The 22,249-nt window shown below is 55.7% G+C and carries 18 protein-coding genes; 4 read left to right on the top strand and 14 right to left on the bottom strand.

All coding sequences use genetic code 11. From position 1 onward, the window contains the following. Positions 1 to 23 precede the first annotated feature (23 nt). The 5 genes from KNP86_RS03660 to hprK form a co-directional block, all read right to left on the bottom strand. A complete protein-coding gene (locus KNP86_RS03660; RefSeq protein WP_251130421.1) occupies positions 24 to 1,496 on the bottom strand; it encodes a tetratricopeptide repeat protein in 1,473 nt (490 codons plus the stop codon). 295 nt (positions 1,497 to 1,791) lie between these two features. After that, a complete protein-coding gene (locus tag KNP86_RS03655) occupies positions 1,792 to 2,274 on the bottom strand; it encodes an acyltransferase (protein WP_029595050.1) in 483 nt (160 codons plus the stop codon). Beyond that, positions 2,267 to 2,917, bottom strand: coding sequence for a pyrophosphatase PpaX (ppaX, locus tag KNP86_RS03650; protein WP_034778540.1), 651 nt, complete (start codon positions 2,915 to 2,917; stop codon positions 2,267 to 2,269). Before ppaX ends, KNP86_RS03655 begins: the two co-directional genes overlap by 8 nt. Next, positions 2,917 to 3,735, bottom strand: coding sequence for a prolipoprotein diacylglyceryl transferase (lgt, locus tag KNP86_RS03645; protein WP_029595048.1), 819 nt, complete (start codon positions 3,733 to 3,735; stop codon positions 2,917 to 2,919). The genes ppaX and lgt overlap by 1 nt, the downstream gene beginning before the upstream one ends. Then, positions 3,735 to 4,673: an HPr(Ser) kinase/phosphatase gene (gene hprK / locus KNP86_RS03640; RefSeq protein WP_138859069.1), complete on the bottom strand. Its 939-nt coding sequence runs from the start codon at positions 4,671 to 4,673 to the stop codon at positions 3,735 to 3,737. Before hprK ends, lgt begins: the two co-directional genes overlap by 1 nt. Positions 4,674 to 4,824: 151 nt before the next feature. Between hprK and KNP86_RS03635 the strand changes: the two genes are divergently transcribed. Further along, the gene (locus KNP86_RS03635; protein WP_029595046.1) at positions 4,825 to 5,181 is read left to right on the top strand and encodes a hypothetical protein; all 357 of its coding nucleotides are present in this window, start codon (positions 4,825 to 4,827) and stop codon (positions 5,179 to 5,181) included. 136 nt (positions 5,182 to 5,317) lie between these two features. On the opposite strand, the gene KNP86_RS03630 is transcribed toward KNP86_RS03635, so the two are convergent. From KNP86_RS03630 to uvrB, 3 genes are all read right to left on the bottom strand, one after another. Then, positions 5,318 to 6,496, bottom strand: a complete 1,179-nt coding sequence (locus tag KNP86_RS03630) for a DUF4097 family beta strand repeat-containing protein (protein ID WP_214752920.1) — start codon at positions 6,494 to 6,496, stop codon at positions 5,318 to 5,320. Between the two features lie 66 nt (positions 6,497 to 6,562). Next, positions 6,563 to 9,436, bottom strand: coding sequence for an excinuclease ABC subunit UvrA (gene uvrA / locus KNP86_RS03625; protein WP_214752918.1), 2,874 nt, complete (start codon positions 9,434 to 9,436; stop codon positions 6,563 to 6,565). Beyond that, entirely contained in the window at positions 9,437 to 11,413 is a 1,977-nt protein-coding gene (uvrB, locus tag KNP86_RS03620) for an excinuclease ABC subunit UvrB (protein WP_251130420.1), read from the bottom strand. A gap of 144 nt (positions 11,414 to 11,557) precedes the next feature. Between uvrB and KNP86_RS03615 the strand changes: the two genes are divergently transcribed. The 3 genes from KNP86_RS03615 (at position 11,558) to glpK (ending at position 14,769) form a co-directional block, all read left to right on the top strand. Then, complete coding sequence (locus KNP86_RS03615; RefSeq protein WP_214752917.1) at positions 11,558 to 12,412, top strand: sulfite exporter TauE/SafE family protein; 855 nt, start codon at positions 11,558 to 11,560, stop codon at positions 12,410 to 12,412. A 101-nt stretch (positions 12,413 to 12,513) separates the two neighbouring features. After that, the gene (locus KNP86_RS03610; RefSeq protein WP_034778546.1) at positions 12,514 to 13,221 is read left to right on the top strand and encodes an MIP/aquaporin family protein; all 708 of its coding nucleotides are present in this window, start codon (positions 12,514 to 12,516) and stop codon (positions 13,219 to 13,221) included. Between the two features lie 30 nt (positions 13,222 to 13,251). Beyond that, positions 13,252 to 14,769: a glycerol kinase GlpK gene (glpK, locus tag KNP86_RS03605; protein WP_214752915.1), complete on the top strand. Its 1,518-nt coding sequence runs from the start codon at positions 13,252 to 13,254 to the stop codon at positions 14,767 to 14,769. Positions 14,770 to 14,810: 41 nt separating this feature from the next. Here the strand turns inward: glpK and KNP86_RS03600 are convergent, their stop codons facing one another. From KNP86_RS03600 to KNP86_RS03575, 6 genes are all read right to left on the bottom strand, one after another. After that, entirely contained in the window at positions 14,811 to 15,947 is a 1,137-nt protein-coding gene (locus KNP86_RS03600; protein WP_214752913.1) for a PDZ domain-containing protein, read from the bottom strand. 40 nt (positions 15,948 to 15,987) lie between these two features. Then, complete coding sequence (locus KNP86_RS03595) at positions 15,988 to 17,391, bottom strand: S41 family peptidase (protein WP_214752911.1); 1,404 nt, start codon at positions 17,389 to 17,391, stop codon at positions 15,988 to 15,990. 99 nt (positions 17,392 to 17,490) lie between these two features. Further along, on the bottom strand, positions 17,491 to 18,861 hold the full coding sequence (locus KNP86_RS03590) for a murein hydrolase activator EnvC family protein (protein ID WP_214752909.1): 1,371 nt from the start codon (positions 18,859 to 18,861) through the stop codon (positions 17,491 to 17,493). A gap of 30 nt (positions 18,862 to 18,891) precedes the next feature. After that, a complete protein-coding gene (ftsX, locus tag KNP86_RS03585) occupies positions 18,892 to 19,794 on the bottom strand; it encodes a permease-like cell division protein FtsX (RefSeq protein WP_034778552.1) in 903 nt (300 codons plus the stop codon). Continuing rightward, positions 19,784 to 20,470 carry a cell division ATP-binding protein FtsE gene (ftsE, locus tag KNP86_RS03580; RefSeq protein ID WP_214707244.1) on the bottom strand — a complete coding sequence of 229 codons (687 nt, stop codon included), beginning with the start codon at positions 20,468 to 20,470 and terminating at the stop codon, positions 19,784 to 19,786. The genes ftsX and ftsE overlap by 11 nt, the downstream gene beginning before the upstream one ends. Before the next feature lie 510 nt (positions 20,471 to 20,980). Next, on the bottom strand, positions 20,981 to 22,249 hold a 1,269-nt coding region (locus KNP86_RS03575), incomplete at its 5' end, for an IS1182 family transposase (RefSeq protein ID WP_214752907.1).

The raw sequence follows: 22,249 nt of genomic DNA, 5'->3' as shown, positions 1-22,249 counted from the left end.
ACCTAGGGAGGTATCGTCTATCTTTATGCTTGTTCGAGTGTCTGTTTGAACGAACGGATCGTGCCCGTGAGCGTCGCGACGTCGATTCCGAACGTGTCGGCGCAGTCATCGAGGATGAGGGCATCCCGTTTCGCATAGAACATCCAGACGAGGGCCGCGGCCGATGCCGTGACGTCCTCGAACGATGCCCCGGCAAGGAGCAGGAGTGAGAACCGTTCATAGAAGTCGCCGTCGAGGCTCATCTGTTCCGCTTCCGTCACTTCCGTCTCGGCGAGCACGAGGGCCTCATACGCCCGAGCGATCCGGGCGTCACCGGTGAACGGTGCCCCGCAAATCTCAGCACGACATTTCTCGGCGAAGGCGAGCACCGTCTCGTTGTCGGTGATCCCGTTCGTCAACGCGAGTGCTTCAAACGCCTCGTCGTCGGCAAGTTTCGAGATGATTCGGATGATTTCGATGCGAGCCGCGTCTTCTTCTTGGCGCAACCCTTGGACGAGTGCCGAACGGAACTCGAGGTTGTCGCGGATGTCATACGGGCTCGCTTCTTCGAATTGTTTCAACTCGTCACTGTTCAAATAGGTGGCCGCTTCTTCAAGACGCCCGGTCTTGTAGGCGGACACGCTGAGCCAATGCCCGAACAGTGAATCCCCACGGAATCCGCGGTCTTTCAAGAGGCGGAGTTCTTCGTACGCGCGGTCGTATTGACCGACGAGCGCGAGTGTCGTGGCGAGTTTGTAGCGTAAGTCGAACTGGAGCGGGCGGACCCGTGTCAGCGGGACTGACAGTTGGAGCGCCGCTTCTGATTGTCCGGCCTCATGCAACAACAAAATCGTGTTCAAAATCGCATGCAAGTTGCCCGGATTTTCATCGAGCACATACTCGAGCGTCTCGAACGCCGCTTCATCGTTGCCGAGATAAAAGTTAACGACGGCCAAGTTGTTGAACGCCGGCCAAAAGCGCGGATAGCGGTCGATTAACCGTTCGAGCGTCGACTTGGCGGCGAACAAGCGGCCTTTGTCGATATGCTGCTGGGCCTCGGTGTGCCACGTGATCAACTCGTCTTCATCTTCGTCCTCGAGTTCTTGTTCGAGTTCGATCAGTTCTAACAGCGATTGGACCGAGTCCGCATAGCGCCCGTGTGCCTCGACTTCGAGGTAACGTTTCGCATACATCGCTGCTTCTTCATATAAAGAGATATAAGCGCAATTGCTCGCAAGGTGATACAAGGCCTCGGTTGACGTCTCATCGAGTTCTAGCACCCGTTTCCACACGTCATTGGCGTGATAGATCTCCCCTACTTCAAATAACAGTTCAGCGTACTGTTTGTGATAGTCGACGCGGTGCGCTGCAGCGGCAGTGGCTTCAGCCATGAAAAAAGTCGCTTCATCTAGGCGACCTTCACGTAACGCACGACGACCTCTATAGTAGTGGAGCTCCGCGGCGAGCGGAGATTCTGGTTCGGGTAGCGTCATTACTGCTTCATAGTTCGCTTCCATATTCTAAATCCTCCACATCATCTCTAAATCTATTTTTAGTTGCAGGGTTAAGAATACCGCACTCAAACAACGAGGGCAACTGAAAAACTTAAAAAAAATCGGGACTATATTCCTTCTATAATGAATATATTTTGCTAGGTCGTTCAAATGCTTTTCGACAAAAATATGGAGGTTTCATGTCAGCGCCCATAGACACAAAAAAGCGGTATCGCCTTTAAAAAAAGTGATACCGCCCTAGTAATTTTATGAGGCCCTACATGTCTTGACCTCAAAATGATTTCGCACTAAATTGTGTCTATTTTGTGTCGATGGTATGGAGCTTTGCCCCAACGACGCGCTCTCCGGGCGCGACGTCACGATGGACGACGGCCCCGGCACCGATGACGGCCCGATCGCCAATCGTCACGCCAGGTAAAATCGTCACGTTCGCCCCAATCAACACCTCGTCCCCGATGTGGACGTCGCCGATCCGATACTCGTCGACGAGATACTCGTGACAGAGGATCGTCGAGTTGAACCCGATGACCGTGTTACGGCCGATCGAAATCCGCTCCGGGAACATGACGTCTGGCGTCACCATGAGTGCGAGCGCACTATAGTCCCCGATTTTCATACCGAGGAAGTTTCGATACAACCACCGCTTCGCCTTGACGGACGGGAAATACCGCCCGATCAAGACGACCGTCGTATTTTTGAAGACACGCAGGAAGCGAATCGTCCGGTACATCTGCCAAAGCGGGTTTGGCCCGTCTAGACGAAAGCGTTCCGTCTTACGCATGGACGGTAACCTCATCGAGCCACGCCTCGAAATGTTCCATCGAGTCGATGATGACGTCCGGTTCGAGCGCTTCGAGGAACGCACGGCCTTTAATGGCCCAGCCGACAGCGACCGTCTTCGTCCCGGCGTTCTTGCCGCTGAAGATGTCCGTGTCGTTGTCCCCGACCATGACAGCGCGGTCCGCCGTCGATCCGAGCGCACGGAGCGCCCGTTCGACCGGTTCGGCGTGCGGTTTCTCATATTCCACATCGTCGGCCGTGACGACCACATCGAACAGATGGTCGATCTTGAACAGACGCAAGCCTTGCTCGACGACGGGACGGCCTTTCGAGGTGACGACGCCCATCTTGTAGCCTTTGGCGTGGAGGCGATACAGCCCCTCGATCACACCCGGATATTCGGCGACGAGCTGGTCGTGCATCGCGATATTGAAGCTGCGATAGAACGCCTGCATCTCTTTCCATTCCGGCTCATTGAGCGCCTTGAACGACTTCTCGAGCGTCGGTCCGATGAACGGGAAGATGTCCTCATCGCGATACGTCTCGTCCGGGAAGTAGTACCCGAGCGTGTGACGGAAACTCGCGATGATGAGCGGGTTCGTATCGAGCAACGTGCCATCCAAATCGAATAGAAGTGTATCCATCAATCAAACAGTCCTTTCTCTGAAGGGTCGTCGTATCGTTTCGCTTTGCGGCGGACGATCATCATGACGACACCGAATACGATCATCGCGATCGAAACGAGTTGTGCCGTCCGGAGATCGCCGGCCATGAGGCTATCCGTGCGGAGCCCTTCGATATAGAAGCGTCCAATCGAATACCAGACGAGGTAAGATAAGAAGATGTAGCCGCGCGGCGGGTTACCGACCATACGCCAGACGACGAGCAAGATGACGCCGAGGATGTTCCAGACGCTCTCGAACAAGAACGTCGGCAAGTAATAAGCGCCGTCGATATACATCTGATTGACGATCCAATCCGGGAGGAAGAGCGTCTCTTTCAAGAAACGGCTCGTCGTCTCGGCACCGTGCGCCTCTTGGTTCATGAAGTTCCCCCAACGTCCGACCGCTTGCCCGAGCAGGAGCGACGGAGCGAGGATATCGGTGATCTTCCAGAACGACATCGACTTGCGCATGCAATAGATGATGACGACGAGCAGCGCTCCAAAGATGGCACCATGGATTGCAATCCCGCCTTGGCGGATGTCGATGATCTGTCCAAGGTTCTCACTGTAGTAGTCCCATTGGAAGATGACGTAGTAAATCCGGGCGAAGACGATACTGATCGGAATCGACCAGATGATGACATCGACGACCCGTTCTGAATCATAATTGAGGCGCTTCGCCTCGAACAAGGCGAGAACGAGGCCGAGCATCGCACCGAAGGCGATGATCATGCCGTACCAATAAATCGGGAGCGACCCGATTTCAAACGCGACGCGGTCAAACGTTGGCTCTACCATTATTCCATGTCCCCTTCGTTGTCATGGATGGCGTTCGCGAGACGTTCCGCGAACTCTTCGGCCGTGTTGATGCCCATGTTCTGCAGGCGATAGTTCATCGCCGCGACTTCGACGATGACGGCCAAGTTTCGTCCCGGACGGACCGGGATCGTGAGTAACGGCACTTCGCTATCGATGATTTTCATCGTGTTGTGGTCGAGCCCGACGCGGTCGTATACTTTGCCCGCATCCCAGTTCTCGAGGTTGATGATCAAGCTGATCTTCTTGTGCGAGCGGACGGCGCCAGCGCCGAACAACGTCATGACATCGATGATGCCGATCCCACGAATCTCGAGCAAGTGACGAATCAATTTCGGTGCCGAACCGACGAGCAACTGGTCCCCGGTCTGACGAATCTCGACTGAATCGTCGGCGACGAGGCGGTGACCCCGCTTGACGAGTTCGAGCGCGGTCTCAGATTTCCCGACACCGCTCTGTCCTTTGATGAGCACGCCGACGCCGTAGATGTCGACGAGCACGCCGTGCATCGCGGTCATCGGTGCGAGTTCCATCTCAAGGAAGTTTGTGATCTGTGACTCGATCGATGTCGTCATCGCGTTCGTGCGCATGAGCGGGACGTTCGCCGCCTCGGCTTCTTGTTCAATCTCTTTCGGGATGTCGAAGCCGCGCGTGATGAGGATGCCCGGTGTCAATTCCGTGCATAAAATCTTCGCCCGCTCGCGGCGGCTCTCTTCCGACAAGCTCGCGTAGAACGTGAGCTCGGTCTTCCCGAGCACTTGCAGCCGATTTTTCGCATAGTGGGTATAGTAGCCGGCAAGGACGAGTCCCGGTCGACTGAGGTCCGGTGTGGCGACGGGACGATGGAGTCCCTCTTCCCCGGCGATGACTTGAAGTTTGAAGCGCTCAACGAGTTGAGCCGTGCGTACGATATTTTGCATGAGTATCTGCCCCTTTCACGCTCATTATTGTATCATAGCTCTTCTGGAGAAGCGTCAACGAAAGTGAGCGAAACGTGTCGAAAAAAAGAGATGAAACTAATTCGTGGCGATTCCGTAGAACGGGTATAGAGGATTAGGGAGGTGAAATCACATGAATTCACTATTTTGGATTGCCATTGTCTTTATTTTTATCGTCGGGATCGCGGCGCTCGTCTACTTGGTCAAATCACTGTTTGACATGTGGCGCGAATATGCCGCGACGAAAAACGAGACGGTGTTGCTGTTGTTCATCTTGAACATCGTCGGCTTGTTCTTGTCCGGGTCGCTGTTATCGATGATCGTCGCCATCATCTTCTATTGGAAACGGTCGAAGACGATGCGGAACCTCGGGATTTTCTTACTCATCGCCGGACCGGTCCTGTTCATCCTGTTCATCATCGGCTCATTCACGCTGTATGACGGTCAAATGATGGATTGGGAACAAATGGAGTATCAAATGAATCTATGACATGACAAAAACCCGGAGGCAACCGCCTTCGGGTTTTGTCATGGATGTCTCATTCGCCCGGTACATAGCCGACCATGGTGTTCGTTTCCGTTGATGCTAAAACAAACCCGAAGGCGAGAGGCCTTCGGGTTGTCGGTCATTGCTGATGGAACGGGTTGTTCAAGTCGGCCGGATTGACCGGGTCGACTGGGTCGATTGGTTCCGTCGGTTCGTGTTTGTCCTCTTCGAGGAACGTCGACGGTGTGTGGAGCGAACCGTGTTCGAGGTCGATCGTGCCAGTACGCGTCCCGGCCTCGACTTCGATGCGCGGTGTTTGACCACGGCCCGACAAGAATTCAAGACGACGTTGAGCGACGTCTTTCCGGTCGCGGATGATCTCGAGCTCGTCCAAGTTACAGTGGAGACCACCGAAGTTCGTCTCGAGTTCTCCTTCGACCTCGACGCCGTGCGGCAAGACGAGACGGACGTTTCCGGCGAGCGATGCGAGCTCGAACTTGGCCGGACGTGCCGTCGCGAGTTCGGCGCGGATGTTCCCGTTGCCGGTCTTGAGCGACGCCTTGTCGTATTTGCCGTTCACGATGACGGCTCCGTTGCCGGTCCGGACGTGGACGAGTTCCGATTCGACCGCTTCGACTTCGACTGTTCCGTTCCCCGTGTTGAGGAGCAGCTCCGAGGCATGTACTTCATGAAGTACGACCCGGCCGTTCGCCGTCTGGATACGAACGCTCTCGACGTCGAGGCCGTCGGCACGGACCTCACCGTTGAGCGTCTGTACGTGTAGGTGATCGAAATGATGATGCGGGACGTACAGTTCGACGTGCGCCCGGACGAGCTTGTCGCGGAGTGACACGACGAGACGGTCACCGATGACCGAATGCTTGACCGCTGACTGGAGCTGTTCGAGCGCCTTGTCCGCGTCCTGCTGACGGAGCGGACGTCCGGTGACAATCAGTTCACACTCGTCGTTGTCCGACGAGACGATCGTCGCCGAGGCGTTGAACAAGTCGAGCGAGATGTCTTTCCCGGTGAACGGGAACGATTTCGAATACGTCACTTCCGGCCCGAAGTTCGAGCTGAACGTGAAGTCGCTGTCACGAAGTTTCGTCACGAGCCCTTCGACCGCCGACGTCAGTTTCGTCGTGAGCGACTCGACCGAATAGGCATCGACTTTCTCCGTATCTTGACGTTCCTCGAGCGCTTGGACACGCTCCGGCTCCAACTTCTCGAGCCGTTCGAGCTGGGTCATGCCTTCTTCAATCGTCAACTTCCCGTCTTTCACTTGCTGGAGAATCAGTTCACGCATTTCTTGTTTCACTGTTCGTTTCCCCCTTCGATTTGGTCACACGTCAATCATGTTCCCGTTTCTCATCATTTCTATACCTTACTTCCGTTTTCCTGCTTTCGGTTTCGCTCGGGCCGCATCCCGTTCTAACACCGGTTTCAAGTACTTGCCGGTATACGAGGCCGCGACTTCGGCGACTTCTTCCGGGGTCCCGGTCGCGACAATCGTCCCGCCGCCGTCCCCACCTTCCGGTCCGAGGTCGATCAAGTAGTCGGCCGATTTGATGACGTCGAGGTTGTGCTCGATGACGAGCACCGTGTCCCCGTTCTCGACGAGGCGTTGCAACACTTTCAACAACCGGGCGATATCGTCGACATGGAGTCCCGTCGTCGGCTCGTCCAAGATGTAAATCGTCTTGCCGGTCGAACGTTTATGGAGCTCAGAGGCGAGCTTGACGCGCTGCGCTTCCCCGCCGGACAGTTCCGTCGCCGGTTGTCCGAGTTTCATATAGCCGAGACCGACGTCAAAGATCGTCTGAATCTTGCGCTTGATTTTCGGAATCTTGTCAAAGAAGTCGAGCCCTTCCTCAATCGTCATATCGAGCACATCGGCAATCGTCTTGCCTTTGTATTTCACTTCGAGCGTCTCACGGTTATAACGTTTCCCGTGACACACTTCACACGGGACGTAGACGTCCGGCAAGAAGTGCATCTCGATTTTGATGATTCCGTCCCCACGGCACGCTTCACAGCGGCCGCCCTTGACGTTGAAACTGAAGCGGCCTTTCTTGTACCCGCGCATCTTCGCTTCGTTCGTCGAGGCGAACACGTCACGGATATCATCGAACACGCCGGTGTACGTCGCCGGGTTCGACCGCGGCGTCCGTCCGATCGGGGACTGGTCGATATCGATAACTTTGTCGATATGGTCGAGTCCTTCGATTTTCTTATGTTTGCCTGGCTTCGCCTTGGCCCGGTTGATGTGGTGGGCGAGCGATTTATACAGGATCTCGTTGATGAGCGTCGACTTCCCGGAACCAGAGACACCGGTGACGGCGATGAACATACCGAGCGGAATCGAGACGTCGACTCCTTTCAAATTATTCTCTTCCGCCTTCAAGATCTTCAAGAAACGCTCGTCCGGCACTTTCCGTTCGGCCGGTAGCGGGATGAATTTCTTGCCGGACAAGTATTGGCCCGTCAATGAGCTCTTGTTTTTCATGAGCTGCTTCGGCGTCCCGGCGGCGATGACTTCTCCGCCGTGTTCGCCGGCACCCGGTCCGATGTCGATCAAATAATCGGCTGCCATCATCGTGTCCTCGTCGTGCTCGACGACGATGAGCGTGTTACCGATGTCACGCATCTGTTTGAGCGTCGCAATCAAGCGGTCGTTGTCACGCTGATGCAATCCAATCGACGGTTCATCGAGGACGTATAGGACGCCCGTGAGCCGTGAGCCGATTTGGGTCGCGAGACGAATCCGCTGCGCTTCTCCACCCGAGAGCGTCCCGGCGGCGCGTGACAACGTCAAATAGTCGAGACCGACGTTGTTCAAGAAGCTGAGCCGCTCACAAATCTCTTGCAAGATGAGACGGGCGATGGCGATATCTTTCTCGCTCAACTCTGTCATGATCGAGTCGAACAACTTGATGGCGTTGACGACGGACAGAGAGGTCACTTGCCCGATATGGTGGCCCGTGATTTTGACGGCGAGCGTCTCTTCTTTCAACCGATAACCGCTACATGTCGGACAAGCGTGTGTCGCCATGTACGTCTCCATCTGTTCACGGATGTAATCGGACGTCGTCTCTTTATAGCGGCGCTCGATGTTGCGGAGCACCCCTTCGAAGAAGATCGTGTTCGTCCGGACTTGTCCGAAATCGTTCTCGTAACGGAACAAGAACGACTCTTCGTCCGTCCCGTGCAAGACGAGGTCTTGGTCACGCTTCGACAGACGTTCGAACGGCACGTCCATATCGATGTCAAAGTGTTTGCACATCGAGGCGAGCAGTTGCGGATAATATTGCGAGCTTGTCGGCTGCCAGGCGACGACGGCGCCTTCCTTCAGCGTCTTCGACGGGTCCGGGATAACGAGTTCCGGGTCGACATCAAGCTTCGTACCGAGCCCGTCACACGTCGGACAGGCACCGAACGGCGAGTTGAACGAGAACATACGCGGCTCGAGTTCGCCAATGGAGAAGCCACAAATCGGACAAGCGTGATGTTCGCTGAATAGGAGCTCGGTCCCGTCCATCTTGTCGATGATGGCTCGGCCGTCGGCGAGGCGAAGCGCCGTCTCAAGTGAATCAGCAAGACGGCCTTCGACGTCAGGGCGGACGACGAGGCGGTCGACGACGACTTCAATCGAATGTTTCTTATTCTTATCGAGGTCGATCTCATCGGTCAGTTCGATCGTCTCGCCGTTGACACGGACGCGGACGAACCCTTCCTTTTTGAGCGAGTCGAACACTTTGACGTGCGTCCCTTTGCGGCCCGAGACGATTGGCGCCAGGATTTGCAGGCGCGTCTTCTCCGGCAGTTCCATCACTTGGTCGACCATCTGTGAGATGGTCTGGCTCGAGATTTCGATACCGTGACGCGGACAGACCGGTTTCCCGATGCGAGCGAACAAAAGACGTAAGTAGTCATAGATTTCCGTCACCGTTCCGACGGTCGAGCGCGGGTTACGGCTCGTCGTCTTCTGGTCGATCGAGATGGCCGGGCTCAGCCCTTCAATCGTATCGACGTCCGGTTTGTCCATCTGTCCGAGGAATTGACGGGCGTAGGCCGATAGACTCTCGACGTAACGGCGCTGCCCCTCGGCGTAGATGGTGTCGAACGCGAGTGACGATTTACCGGAACCGGACAAGCCCGTCAAGACGACGAGCTGGTCCCGTGGAATATCGATATCAATGTTTTTCAAGTTGTTGACGCGCGCCCCTTTGATGACGATCGCATTTTTCTTTTCAGCCATTTAATTCCCTACCTTCAACTCCAAGATTAAGTCACGCAATTCGGCCGCCCGTTCGAACTGGAGGTCGCGGGCCGCTTGTTTCATTTCTTCTTCTAGCTTGGCGATGGCTTCCTCACGTTCAGCCGGCTTCATCGAGCTGAGTGATTCGAGCACATCCTCCTCGGCGTCGACCGTCGCGCGGATGACGCCGCGTACTTCTTTACGGATCGTCTGCGGCGTGATGCCGTGTTCTTCATTATAGGCTTGTTGAATCGAGCGACGACGATCGGTCTCTTCAATCGCGCGCGTCATCGAGTCGGTCATCTTATCAGCGAACAAGATGACGTGCCCGTTCGAGTTCCGCGCCGCCCGCCCAATCGTCTGAATGAGCGATCGGTCCGAACGGAGGAACCCTTCCTTGTCGGCGTCTAGAATCGTGACGAGACTCACTTCCGGGATGTCTAGTCCTTCCCGCAGTAAGTTGATTCCGACGAGGACGTCGTATTTTCCGAGACGCAGGTCACGGATGATCTCAATCCGCTCGAGCGTCTTGATTTCAGAGTGCATATAGTTGACCTTGATGCCCGCTTCACGCAGATAGTCCGATAAATCCTCGGCCATCTTTTTCGTGAGCGTCGTCACGAGGACGCGTTCGTCCTGTTTGATGCGGTCGCGAATTTGGTCCATCAAGTAGTCGATTTGTCCTTTGATCGGATGAATCTCGATCGTCGGGTCGAGCAGTCCTGTCGGCCGGATGATCTGTTCGATCATGTGCGGGGTATGCTCGAGCTCGAACGGACCTGGTGTCGCCGAGATAAAGATCGCTTGCGACAACTTCTTCTCGAACTCGTCGAACTTGAGCGGACGGTTATCTTTAGCTGAAGGCAGGCGGAACCCGTGGTCGACGAGCACTTGCTTCCGGGCCTGGTCACCGTTATACATGCCGCGTACTTGCGGGAGCGTCACGTGCGACTCATCGGCGACGAGTAGGAAGTCTTTCGGGAAGTAGTCGATGAGCGTGTAAGGCGTCGCCCCTGCCTCGGTCAAGTTCAAATGACGCGAATAGTTTTCGATGCCTGAACAGTAGCCCATCTCACGCATCATCTCGAGGTCATAGTTCGTCCGCTGTTCAAGCCGTTGCGCCTCGAGCAGCTTCCCTTCCTCGCGGAACTTCTCGAGCTGTTGTTCGAGCTCGGCCTCGATGTTGACGATTGCTTTTTGCAGCTTCTCGTCGCGGGTGACGAAGTGGGATGCCGGGAAGATCGAGACATGCTCGCGATCGGCGATAATCTCGCCGGTGAGCGGGTCCATCTCGCGGATCCGGTCAATCTCGTCTCCGAAGAACTCGACGCGCAAACACTGCTCGTCGCGTGACGCCGGGAAGATCTCGACGACGTCACCTCGGACACGGAACCGCCCGCGTTGGAAGTCGATATCGTTCCGCTCATATTGGATGTCGATCAACTTGCGGAGCATCTGATCACGGCCCAACTCTTTACCGACGCGGAGACTTAAGACGAGGCTGTTATATTCTTCCGGGTTACCGAGACCGTAGATGCACGACACGGAGGAGACGATGATGACGTCATCGCGCTCGAACAAGGCCGACGTCGCCGAGTGACGAAGTTTATCGATCTCATCGTTGATCGAGGCGTCTTTCTCGATGAACGTGTCCGTCGATGGGACGTACGCCTCTGGCTGATAGTAGTCATAATAACTGACGAAATATTCGACGGCGTTGTTCGGGAAGAATTCCTTGAACTCCGAATAGAGCTGTCCGGCGAGCGTCTTGTTGTGGGCCAAGACGAGCGTCGGCTTCTTCACTTCTTGGATGACGTTCGATACGGTGAACGTCTTCCCGGTGCCGGTCGCCCCGAGCAACGTCTGGTACCGGTCGCCGCGATTGACGCCCTCGACGAGCTGTCGAATCGCCTCCGGTTGGTCGCCGGCCGGCTTATATTCTGATTGTAAGTCGAACGGAACGCTAATCTTATCCATATATATTCCTCGCTTTCTGTTCCTTGCATATTGACTTGATTATAGCACATACACGAACAAATATTCGCTTCTGACACGCTTCCCAAATCGTTCCGCTTTTCGTTATCATGGAGAGTGAATCTAAGTAGAAACGAGTTGGTCGTCATGTGGTCACTTCTCTTCATCCCGCTCGGTGCCATCGTCGGCGCCTTGTCCGGATTCTTCGGCATCGGCGGCGGGGTCATCATCGTCCCAGTGCTGCTCTTTAGTGGTTATTCGGCAGCAGAGGCCGTCGCCACGTCGCTCTTGTTCGTCGTCGGGACGAGCCTGTCCGGCGCGAAGAAACATACGTCGCTCGGCAACGTGTCTTGGTCGACCGGCATCACGGTCGGACTGACCGGCGCCGTCACGGCACAGCTGTCGAGCCGCCTCGTCCTCTCGATCTCGGGGACGTATGATTGGTTACTGAACTTATTTTATCTGGCTATCCTATCTTATTTTGCCGTTACGCTATTAAAGAAAACATCGAAACCGCAGAAGCCGAAAAAATCGACCGTTCTCGCGGGGATGATGATCGGAGCGATGGCCGGACTATTGTCCGCCCTCCTCGGCATCGGCGGCGGGTTCATCATCGTCCCGCTCCTCGTCAGTTGGCTCGGCTTCACGACACATCGCGGGGTCGGGACGAGCCTCGCTGCCGTCCTGTTCATCTCGCTCGGCGGACTCGTCGGCTATCTGCCGTCGCTATCGCTCGATTATGTGACGCCGCTTGCCCTCGTCCTCGGGGCGTTCATCGGCGCGCCGATTGGGGCATCCCTCACGGACCGTTACGACGATAAAGAGATTTCGTTGCGCCTCGCTTGGCTCTACCTCACCGTCATCGCTTCGATCCTCCTCGACCTCGGAGCCACGTGGTTTCCCCCGCTCGCGTACGTGAGCTTGATGGTCCTGCTCGTCTTTCTCGTCGGGATCACCCTCGACTTCAGACGCCGGATTACCAATCAAAACCACTTTTCATGAGAAAAGTGGCTTTTTTTGCATATTCGGTTTTGAAACGCTTTCATTTGGGGCATATAATGAAGTGGTAAGCCAAATTTAATATGGAAGGAAGGGAGTATCACATGTCAGCATTCGTCAGCGAAATTATTGGTACAATGCTACTCATCTTGCTCGGTAACGGTGTCGTCGCCGGCGTCGTCCTCCGTCATTCGAAAGCGGAGAACGCAGGTTGGGTCGTCATCACGTTCGGTTGGGGCTTCGCCGTTATGATCGGGGTATACGCGGCCGGAATCTATGGAGGGGCTCACTTGAACCCTGCCGTGACGGTCGGTCTCGCGACAGCAGGCTCATTCCCTTGGGCTGATGTGCCAGCGTATATTTTGGCACAATTCATCGGGGCGTTCATCGGGGCCGTCCTCGTGTATGTCCATTACAAGCCGCACTATGATGCGACCGACGACCCGGGCGCCAAATTGGCGACGTTCTCGACCGCACCTGGGATTCGTAGCACGCCGTTCAACGTGATCGGAGAAATCATCGGTACGTTCGTCCTCGTCTTCGGAATTTTATCTTTCGGGGCCAACACGTTCACGGACGGTTTGAATCCGCTTATCGTCGGTTTCCTCGTCGTCTCGATCGGTCTCTCGCTTGGTGGTACAACGGGATATGCCATCAACCCGGCGCGTGACCTCGGACCGCGGATTGCACATGCGATCCTTCCTATCAAAGGCAAAGGCACGTCGGACTGGGGCTACTCATGGATCCCGGTCGTCGGACCGATCATCGGGGCGGTCATCGCCGCATTGCTATACGGTATTCTCGTACCATAATCTTTCTAATTTCTAAGGAGGCTCTCTCATATGGAGAAAGAAAAACGCTACATCTTAGCACTTGACCAAGGAACGACAAGCTCACGGGCGATCATCTTCGACCACGACGGAAAAATCGTCACGACCGCTCAGCGTGAGTTCAAACAGTACTTCCCTAAGCCAGGCTGGGTCGAGCATAACGCCAATGAGATTTGGGGTTCTGTCCTCGCCGTCATGGCCGAGGCGTTCGGTTCGGCCGACATCGATCCAAAAGAGATCGCAGCTATCGGGATCACGAACCAACGGGAAACAGCCGTCGTCTGGGAGAAGTCGACAGGACGTCCGGTCTATAACGCCGTCGTCTGGCAATCGCGTCAAACAGCCGGTATTTGTGATGAGTTGAAGGAAGCCGGTCATGCCGACTTGTTCCGCGATAAGACAGGCCTCTTGATTGACGCCTACTTCTCAGGCACGAAAGTCAAATGGATCCTCGACAACGTCGAAGGCGCCCGTGAGAAAGCCGAAGCCGGTGACCTCCTCTTCGGAACGATCGACACTTGGCTCATCTGGAAACTGTCAGGCGGCCACGCCCACGTCACGGACTACTCGAACGCGTCACGGACGCTCATGTACAACATCTATGAGCAGAAGTGGGACGATGAGTTGCTCGAGATCTTGACGGTACCGAAGTCGATGCTCCCGGAAGTCAAACCGTCGAGTGAAGTGTACGCCAACACGATCCCGTACCACTTCTTCGGCTTCGAAGTTCCGATCGCCGGCGCGGCCGGTGACCAACAGGCTGCCCTCTTCGGTCAGGCCTGCTTCGAGTCAGGAGAAGGTAAGAACACGTACGGAACAGGTTGCTTCATGCTCATGAACACGGGCGAAGAAGCCGTCAAGTCGGACCATGGTCTGCTCACGACGATTGCATGGGGATACAACGGTAAAGTAGAATATGCGCTCGAAGGTTCGATTTTCGTCGCCGGTTCGGCCATCCAATGGCTCCGTGACGGGCTCCGTATGCTCAAGTCGGCGAAAGACACGGAACAGTACGCCAACCGCGTCGAGACGACAGACGGCGTCTACGTCGTCCCAGCCTTCGTCGGACTTGGTGCCCCGTATTGGAACTCGGACGTCCGTGGTGCCATCTTCGGCCTCACGCGCGGGACGGAGAAAGAACATTTCGTCCGGGCGACGCTCGAGTCACTCGCCTATCAGACACGCGATGTCTTGACGGCGATGGAACAAGATTCTGGCATCGAGTTGAAGACGCTCCGCGTCGACGGCGGTGCGGTCAACAACAACTTCCTCATGCAGTTCCAAGCGGACATCTTGGACGTCCCGGTCGAACGGCCTGAAGTGAGCGAGACGACGGCTCTCGGTGCCGCCTATCTCGCCGGTCTCGCCGTCGGGTTCTGGAAAGACCAAGCAGAGATCAAACAACAGTGGAAACTTGACCATCAATTCGAACCGAAGATGGACGAATCACACCGCGAAAATCTGTATAAAGGCTGGCAACACGCAGTCGAAGCGACAATGGGCTTCAAACCATCAAAACTTGAACTTTAATTGAACGCACGAAAGGGAGCATCCACCAAGGATGCTCCCTTTTATAGTTTCCGTAACCGCAAACGCGGGCTTGCCGGCTCGGCGACGAACAAGATGCCGAGCTCGTGCGGGTCGGTCTCATACATCGCCCGTTGCACGAAACGGATGTCCCCGTTTAAGTTGAGCACCTCGAGCTTGATGTACGGTTTATGCAACTGGAGCGCCTCATAGAAGCTGCTCCCGCCCGTGATGACGGTCCCGTTCACTTTGTAGATCGATTCGCCCGGGATGAGCTGCATCGCCTCGCCCGGTGAGCCCGGGAGCGTGTCGATGATGACCGCTCCTCGGTTGCCGTTGATGAACACCGGCGTCGTCCCTCGATTCTCTCGCTTGATGAGTTGTAGCGCCAACTCATACAAGACGAACAGACCGAGCAAGATGTAGGCCGCGTACGGGACGTCGATGGCGTAGGAAGCTCCGAACAAACCGATGGCGATGAGCGCGAGCAGGCCTCGATATAGGCTCAAGCGGCCGAGGAGCGTCCCTGGGAGTGCTCCCGTCGACAGCAGGCTGACCCCGATCGGGATCGGCAAGATGATTGGCACTGGGCCGTCGAGACCGAAGGACGGGGGTAGGAAGACGACAAGCGGGAAGAACCAGAGCCGTTTGACGACGTGCCCGCCGATGAATTGGCCCCGTTTGGACAAGATGAGCGTCGGTGATGTCTCGACCGGACCGTTCCACCGTAAGAGGATCGCCTCCGCGAGCGTCACGACACCGAACACGAGCGCATACACCGGCCAGTCGACCTCGGCCAATCGATCCATCCACCCTGTCAGTCCCCCATACTCGATGACGTCACGAAGCGCGACTGCCGTCAGCATGATCAAAAACGGGAACGCTGGGCTGCTGAAACGCGGGTGCATCGTCAAGACGATAAGCGCGTACAGCACGCTGAACGTCACGACCCATTCCCAGTTGACGGTCGTCTCGAGCAGAATCAGCGCCGCCGAACCGATGACGGCGAGGAGCAGGCTCGGCCATAGAAAATGGCGCCAGTCCGATTTCGGCGAACGCCGACGCGAGCGAAACATGCCCCGCTCCCGTTTGATACGCGTCGTGGATATGTAAGCGAGGGCGACGAGCGTCGCCCAGAGTAGCGGACTACCGATCAAGGTCAACAAAGCAGTAAAACTCATTCGTAGAACGTCCACACTTGTCCAATCCTTTCCCTAATCCTTATTTTGCAGCTTCTTCGAGCGCGCGATTCAATTGGGCATCGTTCGCCTCGTCTTGAATCTCCTCGAGCAAGCGTGACTCGAGCGCCGACGCCGTCGCTTCATTGACGATCCCGTCTTCCGGCAAGTTGTTGTCGGCTTGGAAGGCACTGACGGCACGGCCCATCGTATCACCGAAATAGCCCGGCTGTCCGCCCGGCTCATAGCCGATGCCCGTCAACACGGTATGCAAGTTCGAGACCGCTTCCCCGTAGTCCCCGACTTTGAGCGTATCCGCGTCGGCGAGGATGCGGGTGACATTGAAGTAATCCGGTTGATTGACCTCGACGTCCGGTTCGATGCCTTTCTCGTTGATCCAGTTCCCGTCCGGTGTGAGCCATTTGCTCGTCGTCAGCTTCAAGTTGCTGCCGTCCTCTAAATCGAACGCCGTCTGGACGACGCCTTTCCCGAACGTCTTGTTGCCGATGATCGTGGCCCCGGCACCTTCTTTGAGGGCCCCGGCCAAAATTTCAGATGCCGATGCCGACCCTTCGTCCGTCAAGACGAACAAGTCGTATGGCTTCGCTTCCCGGGCACGGCCGCTCTGCGACTCACGGTCCCCATCCGCATTCTCGATTTGGACGACCGGTTTGTTCGTCGAGACGAATCCTTCGGTCATCTCGATGACGGCAGGGAGCAATCCACCCGGGTTGCCTCGTACGTCGATGATCAGGCTATCGATCCCTTCCGATTCGAGCGTCTCAAGCTGCTCCAAAAACTCATCGGCCGTCGGTTCGGAGAACTGGGTCACCTCGATATAACCGATTTTCTTTCCATCTTGCTCTTTCACTTCCGAGTAGACGGTCTCAATTGGAATCGTATCGCGTGTAATCTCGTAGTCGGCCTCTTGGCCGCCGCGCTGAATCGTCAGCGTGACGACGGTCCCTTTCTCGCCCCGGATGAGTTGAACCGCCTCTTCGACGGCCATCCCTTCAATCGATTCCCCGTCGACCGCTGTGATGACATCACCGGACCGAAGACCTGCCGCTTCGGCTGGTGCGCCTTTGATTGGAGCGACGATTAAGATGTCTTCTCCTTTCTTCTCCAAAGTCGCGCCGATTCCTTCAAAGCTCGACTCGATTGAGTCGGTGAACTGTGACGTCTCTTCGGCATCGAGGAAGTCCGAGTACGGGTCGTCGAGCGCTGCCGTCATCCCGTCGAGGGCACCGGTCAATAAATCCTCTTCCGAAATATCCTTCAATGAATGCGTCTCGATCAATTGCCGGACTTGGTCGACCTTGTCCCAGCCTTCTGCCTTCGGTTGAATCGGCAACGCCGTATCCGTAAACGCCATCGTCGCGAGCCCTGCACCGGCCCCGGCGACGAACGTAGCGCCGGCTAGTAATCCTGCGGTTGTATTTTTCACGGGTGATTCCCTCTTTTCTCTTTGTCAGTCTTTCATTCAGTATAGCAAAAAGTTCAGAAAAACGGACGCGTTCCACAAATTTGGAACACGTCCGTCTCATCAGTAACCGATATAAGGACCCGGGTCGACCGCATTCGGTTGCCCTGGCGCCCATTGTCCGCGATGTAATTCGAAGTGGAGATGCGGTCCCGTCGACCAGCCCGTGTTGCCGAGCGTACCGACGGTCTGGCCAGCGGACACCGTTTGCCCAGACGAGACCGTGATCGAGTCGAGATGGGCATATACGGTCGTCCAGACGGCCCCACCGATGATGTGGGAGACGAAGACGACGTTGCCGTATCCTGTCGCCGGCGCCGCCTTGATGACGATGCCTGGTGCCGCCGCGACGATCGGGGTCCCGGTCGCATTGACGAGATCGATGCCGCGATGCGACTCCGCCACGCCTGTCAATGGGTTTTGGCGAGGACCGAACGGGCTCGACACGTAACCGGACACCGGACGGACGAACGAGGTCGCCGGCCCCGACACGTTCGTCGGGGCTTCCGCAGGCGGTGGGGGCGTCGGTGCTGGTGAGGCCGTGGCCTTCTCGTCCGACTGTCCTTTCGCTTCCGCTGCAGCTGCAGCTGCGGCTTTGGCCTCGGCCTGTGCTTTCGCCTCGGCTTCCGCCTTCGCCCGTGCTTCCGCTTCGGCTCGGGCCTGCGCTTCGGCCGCTTCTCGTTCCGCCGTGGCGATCGCTTCGAGCTGTCCGGCGATGATGCGGCTCTGTTCGTTCATGAGCGCCTGCTCTTCGGCACGGCTCATTTTTTCAAGTTCGAGCAGTTCGACCTGTTCGTTCAGCTCCGACAACAAGTCGCGCTTCTGTTCGGCGGCGACGTCGAGCGCTTGTTTCGTCACGACGAGCTCGCGTTCTTTTTGTTTCAAGAATGACAGCTGCGTCCGTTGCCGCGCCTCGAGCGTTTCGAGCCGCTCGACTTCATTCATGTAGGTATGTATGAGGTCCCGGTCCTGCTCCGCGATCGTCTGCGCGGTCAACAGCCGCGTCACGAAGTCTCCGAACGAGCGGGACTCAAAGACGACTTGGAGATAGGACCGGTCCTCGTGTACTTGAAGCACACGAAGACGCTCACTAAGGAGCGCCTTCTGGCTTTCGAGGTATTGCCCTTGGGCAGCGAGTTGATCACGGGTTTCCTCGAGCTCAGTGCGCGCCGCGTCCGCTTCTTCCTGCTGGACGGCGATCTGTTCACTTAATCCCTCGAGACGTTCATTGACGACGCGAATCTCTGTCGATACCGCGTCGCGTTCCGCCTCGGTGATGTCGAGCTCGGCATCCGTCTCGTCTTGCGCTTTCTTGGACTCCTCCAATTGATTGGATAGACGATCTTGTCGTGCTTTCAGCGTGTCTTTCTCCGTCGCCATGACCGGCGAGGCAAGTAGCGTCAAACTTAATCCAAGCGCAAGCGAACGTTTCATCCGCCAACTCCTCCTCATATTTAAATTAGATTAAACTTTCAAGAACCGACCGAGTGATGTCGTCGAACCCCAGATCCCGATGAAAGCACCGAGCGCCAAGAGGACGAGCGACACTTGTGTCGTCAGTACCGATGGATCAATCAATTTAAATATATCACTATTCAGTTGATCTAGCGATGGTTGTAAAGCACTATATGCGACGTCATAACCGAAGTAGATGACGGCGATCGGGATGAGCGCGCCGAGCACACCGAGGAGAAGTCCTTCGATGAAGAACGGCCAGCGGATGAAGCTGTTTTTCGCCCCGACGAGACGCATGATCTCAATCTCGCGACGGCGTGAGAAGATCGTCATCTTGATCGTGTTCGAGATGAGGAACATCGCCATGAGTGTGAGACCTACGATCAACACGAGTCCACCGATGCGAATCCCGTTGAAGAAGGCGAACATCTTGTCGATATAGTCCTGTCCGTATGTGACCTTATCGACGTTGTCGAGTGATTGCACTGCGTCGGCGACCGTCTCCGTGTTGAGCGGGTCTGACGCCTTGACGATATAACGGTCGTGGAGCGGGTTGTCTTTCTCGACCGTTCCATAGGCGTTGGCGTCTTCTCCGAGCTGGTTACGGAAGTTTTCCAGTTCATCTTCTTTCGAGCTGAACGTGACCGACGCGACGCCAGGGATTTGTTCTAAGTTCTCCCCTAGCTTCTCGACTTTCGCTTCCTCCGCGGTCCGGGTGACGAAGACTTGGATCTCGACGTCGTTCTCGACGTTCTCCGAGATCTCATTGACGTTGAACATGACGAGGGCGAACACCCCGACGAGTAACAAGGTGATGGTGACGGCACTGACAGCCGCAAACGTCATCCACCCGTTGCGAAGTGTTCCCTTGAACCCTTCGCGCAGATGACGGATTCCACTTTTAAATATCATAGCCATATGCTCCTTTCTCTTCATCGCGGACGACTTTCCCGTTCTCGATCGCGATGACGCGATGACGGATCTTGTCGACGATATCACGGTTGTGCGTCGCCATGACGATCGTGGCCCCGCGACGGTGAATCTCTTCAAATACTTCCATGATGCCCCAAGCCGTGTCCGGGTCTAAGTTACCGGTCGGCTCGTCGGCGATGATGAGCTTAGGCTTATTGACGATGGCACGGGCGATCGACACACGTTGCTGCTCCCCACCCGACAGTTCGTCCGGATAGTTGCGCGCCTTGTGCTTCAGGCCGACGAGGTTCAACACGTCCATGACCTGTTTGCGCATCGTGCCCGTGTCGGCTTGAACGACCTCGAGTGCGAACGCGACGTTCTCATATACCGTCAAAGACGGCAACAACTTGTAGTCTTGGAAGATGACGCCGAGTTGACGGCGCAGTTTTGGGACGTGGCGGTTTTTCAGTTTGCCGACGTCAATCCCGTCAATCATGAGCTGACCGCTCGACGGTTTTTCCTCCCGATAAATCATTTTCATGAACGTCGATTTCCCGGCGCCGGATGGTCCGACGACGTATAGAAATTCGCCGTCTTCGATCTTCAAATCGAGGTCGTCGACTGCGACGACGCCGTTCGGATATACTTTGCTGACTTTTTGCATCGATATCATAACGTATTCCCTACCCTTTTTATATATTTTCCATGCATCTATGACGAATTCTGAATTGGTTTCATCGAATTGATTCGTTAAGTGAATATTTTCGCCTAGCCTCTGTTCTACACGATAAGCACTCGTCCTGTCAAGGGACCCTGTTCGTGCCCACCTATCCAAAAAAGGCGACAGGCGATATTCTTCAAGCGCCTACAATTATAGCAATCGGACTTTTAAATAACCATTACAGGAATGTTTCAGTTGGATGGAGTTCGGTGTGAAATTGTCGCGTTGAAGAATGATTTCACGACTCGGACACAGATGATGAAACGCACATTCAAAAGATACCTGCATCTGTGAATGCTTCCACTGAATCATGGGCGCTTCATATTTAGTTAAAGGAAATGAAGACAAAAAAAACCACGAGTCGCCTCGTGGTTCCAGATTGTAGACAAAGTCACGTTTCAGGCGAACTGAAACGTGACTTTGTCGTTTTCGGGCCTTGAGGCGCTCTGCCCGAGCCCCTTTTCAGGCGGGCTGGGCGTTCTTCCATGCCCAGCCCGCCATCTTCTTGAGATTGAGGGCAGCAAAAGTAAGCATCGCCTGCATTGAAACTTTTTCAAGTCCCCGATAACGGGTCCAACGCATGCCATGCTTCTCTTTTGCGTCCGCGAACACGCGCTCGACCGTCTGTTTACGACGGTCATAGATGTTGCGGTTCAATTCCGTGTGGCGGAGGTCTTCGACCTCGTCCATATAGGGTTGCCAGAGGTGTCGCTCGATTATCCGCTGGTGCTTCTGGCTCTTCGTGCACTGCTCGAGCAGCGGGCAGTTCACACAAACCTTGGGATTCGAGACGTACTTGCGTTTCCCCTCGCGCATCGTCGTGCTGTACGTTAATAACTCGTTGTTTGGGCAGATGTAGACGTCATGGTGCTCGTCGTAGATGAAATCCTTGGTCTTGAAGGCGCCCTTCTTACCCTTCGGGCGGGTGTATGGGAAGACCGGCAGGATTCCACGGTCAATCAGCAGCTTGGCAATGGCCGGATTTTTATAGGCGGAGTCGGCGGCGACGGCGAACGGTTGAATCAGGCGGTCGGAGACCTTGTCGAGCAGATCGGGGAACGCTACACTATCGTGCACGTTACCCGGTGTGACGATAGCACCGAGCACGAACCCATGGGCGTCGCTCGCCGCATGGACAGAGTAAGCGAACTGCTTCTCACGCTCACCTTTTACGTAATATCCACTCTCAGGGTCTGTCGTGCTGACCTTGATTTCCTTCGTCTCCTCCGCCTGATTCTTTTTTGGCCCTAAGGGCTTCTTTCCACTTTCTTCGCGGTCTCGCTCGACCTCGGCATCGAGTTGTTCCTGATAGTGTTTCACCTCTTGCCGGACGGTCTTCTTGACGAGCTTCCGCTTGTTTGCGTTCGCTTTGACGTGTGTCGAGTCGACGAATAGGACGGCGCGATCGATGAACCCTGCGTCCGCAGCCTGTTCAAGGATATGAAAGAAGATGTCGTCGAATAAGCTCGTGTACTGGAATCGACGCACATAGTTCTTCCCGAACGTCGAGAAATGTGGCACCTTGTCCGTGAATCCGAACCCGAGAAACCAACGGTATGCGACGTTCGTCTCGATCTCACGAATCGTCTGTCGCATGGATCGGATACCGAACAGGTACTGAAGGAAGGCCATCTTGATCAGGACGACAGGGTCGACGCTTGGCCGGCCACGGTCCTCAGAATATAAGTCCTCCACGAGCGGATAGATGAACTCAAAGTCGATCACCGCCTC

The sequence above is a fragment of the Exiguobacterium sp. s16 genome, assembly GCF_018618115.1.
In the GTDB taxonomy this organism is placed as follows: Bacteria; Bacillota; Bacilli; order Exiguobacteriales; family Exiguobacteriaceae; genus Exiguobacterium; species Exiguobacterium mexicanum_A.
This window is presented reverse-complemented; position numbering and strand designations above follow the sequence as displayed.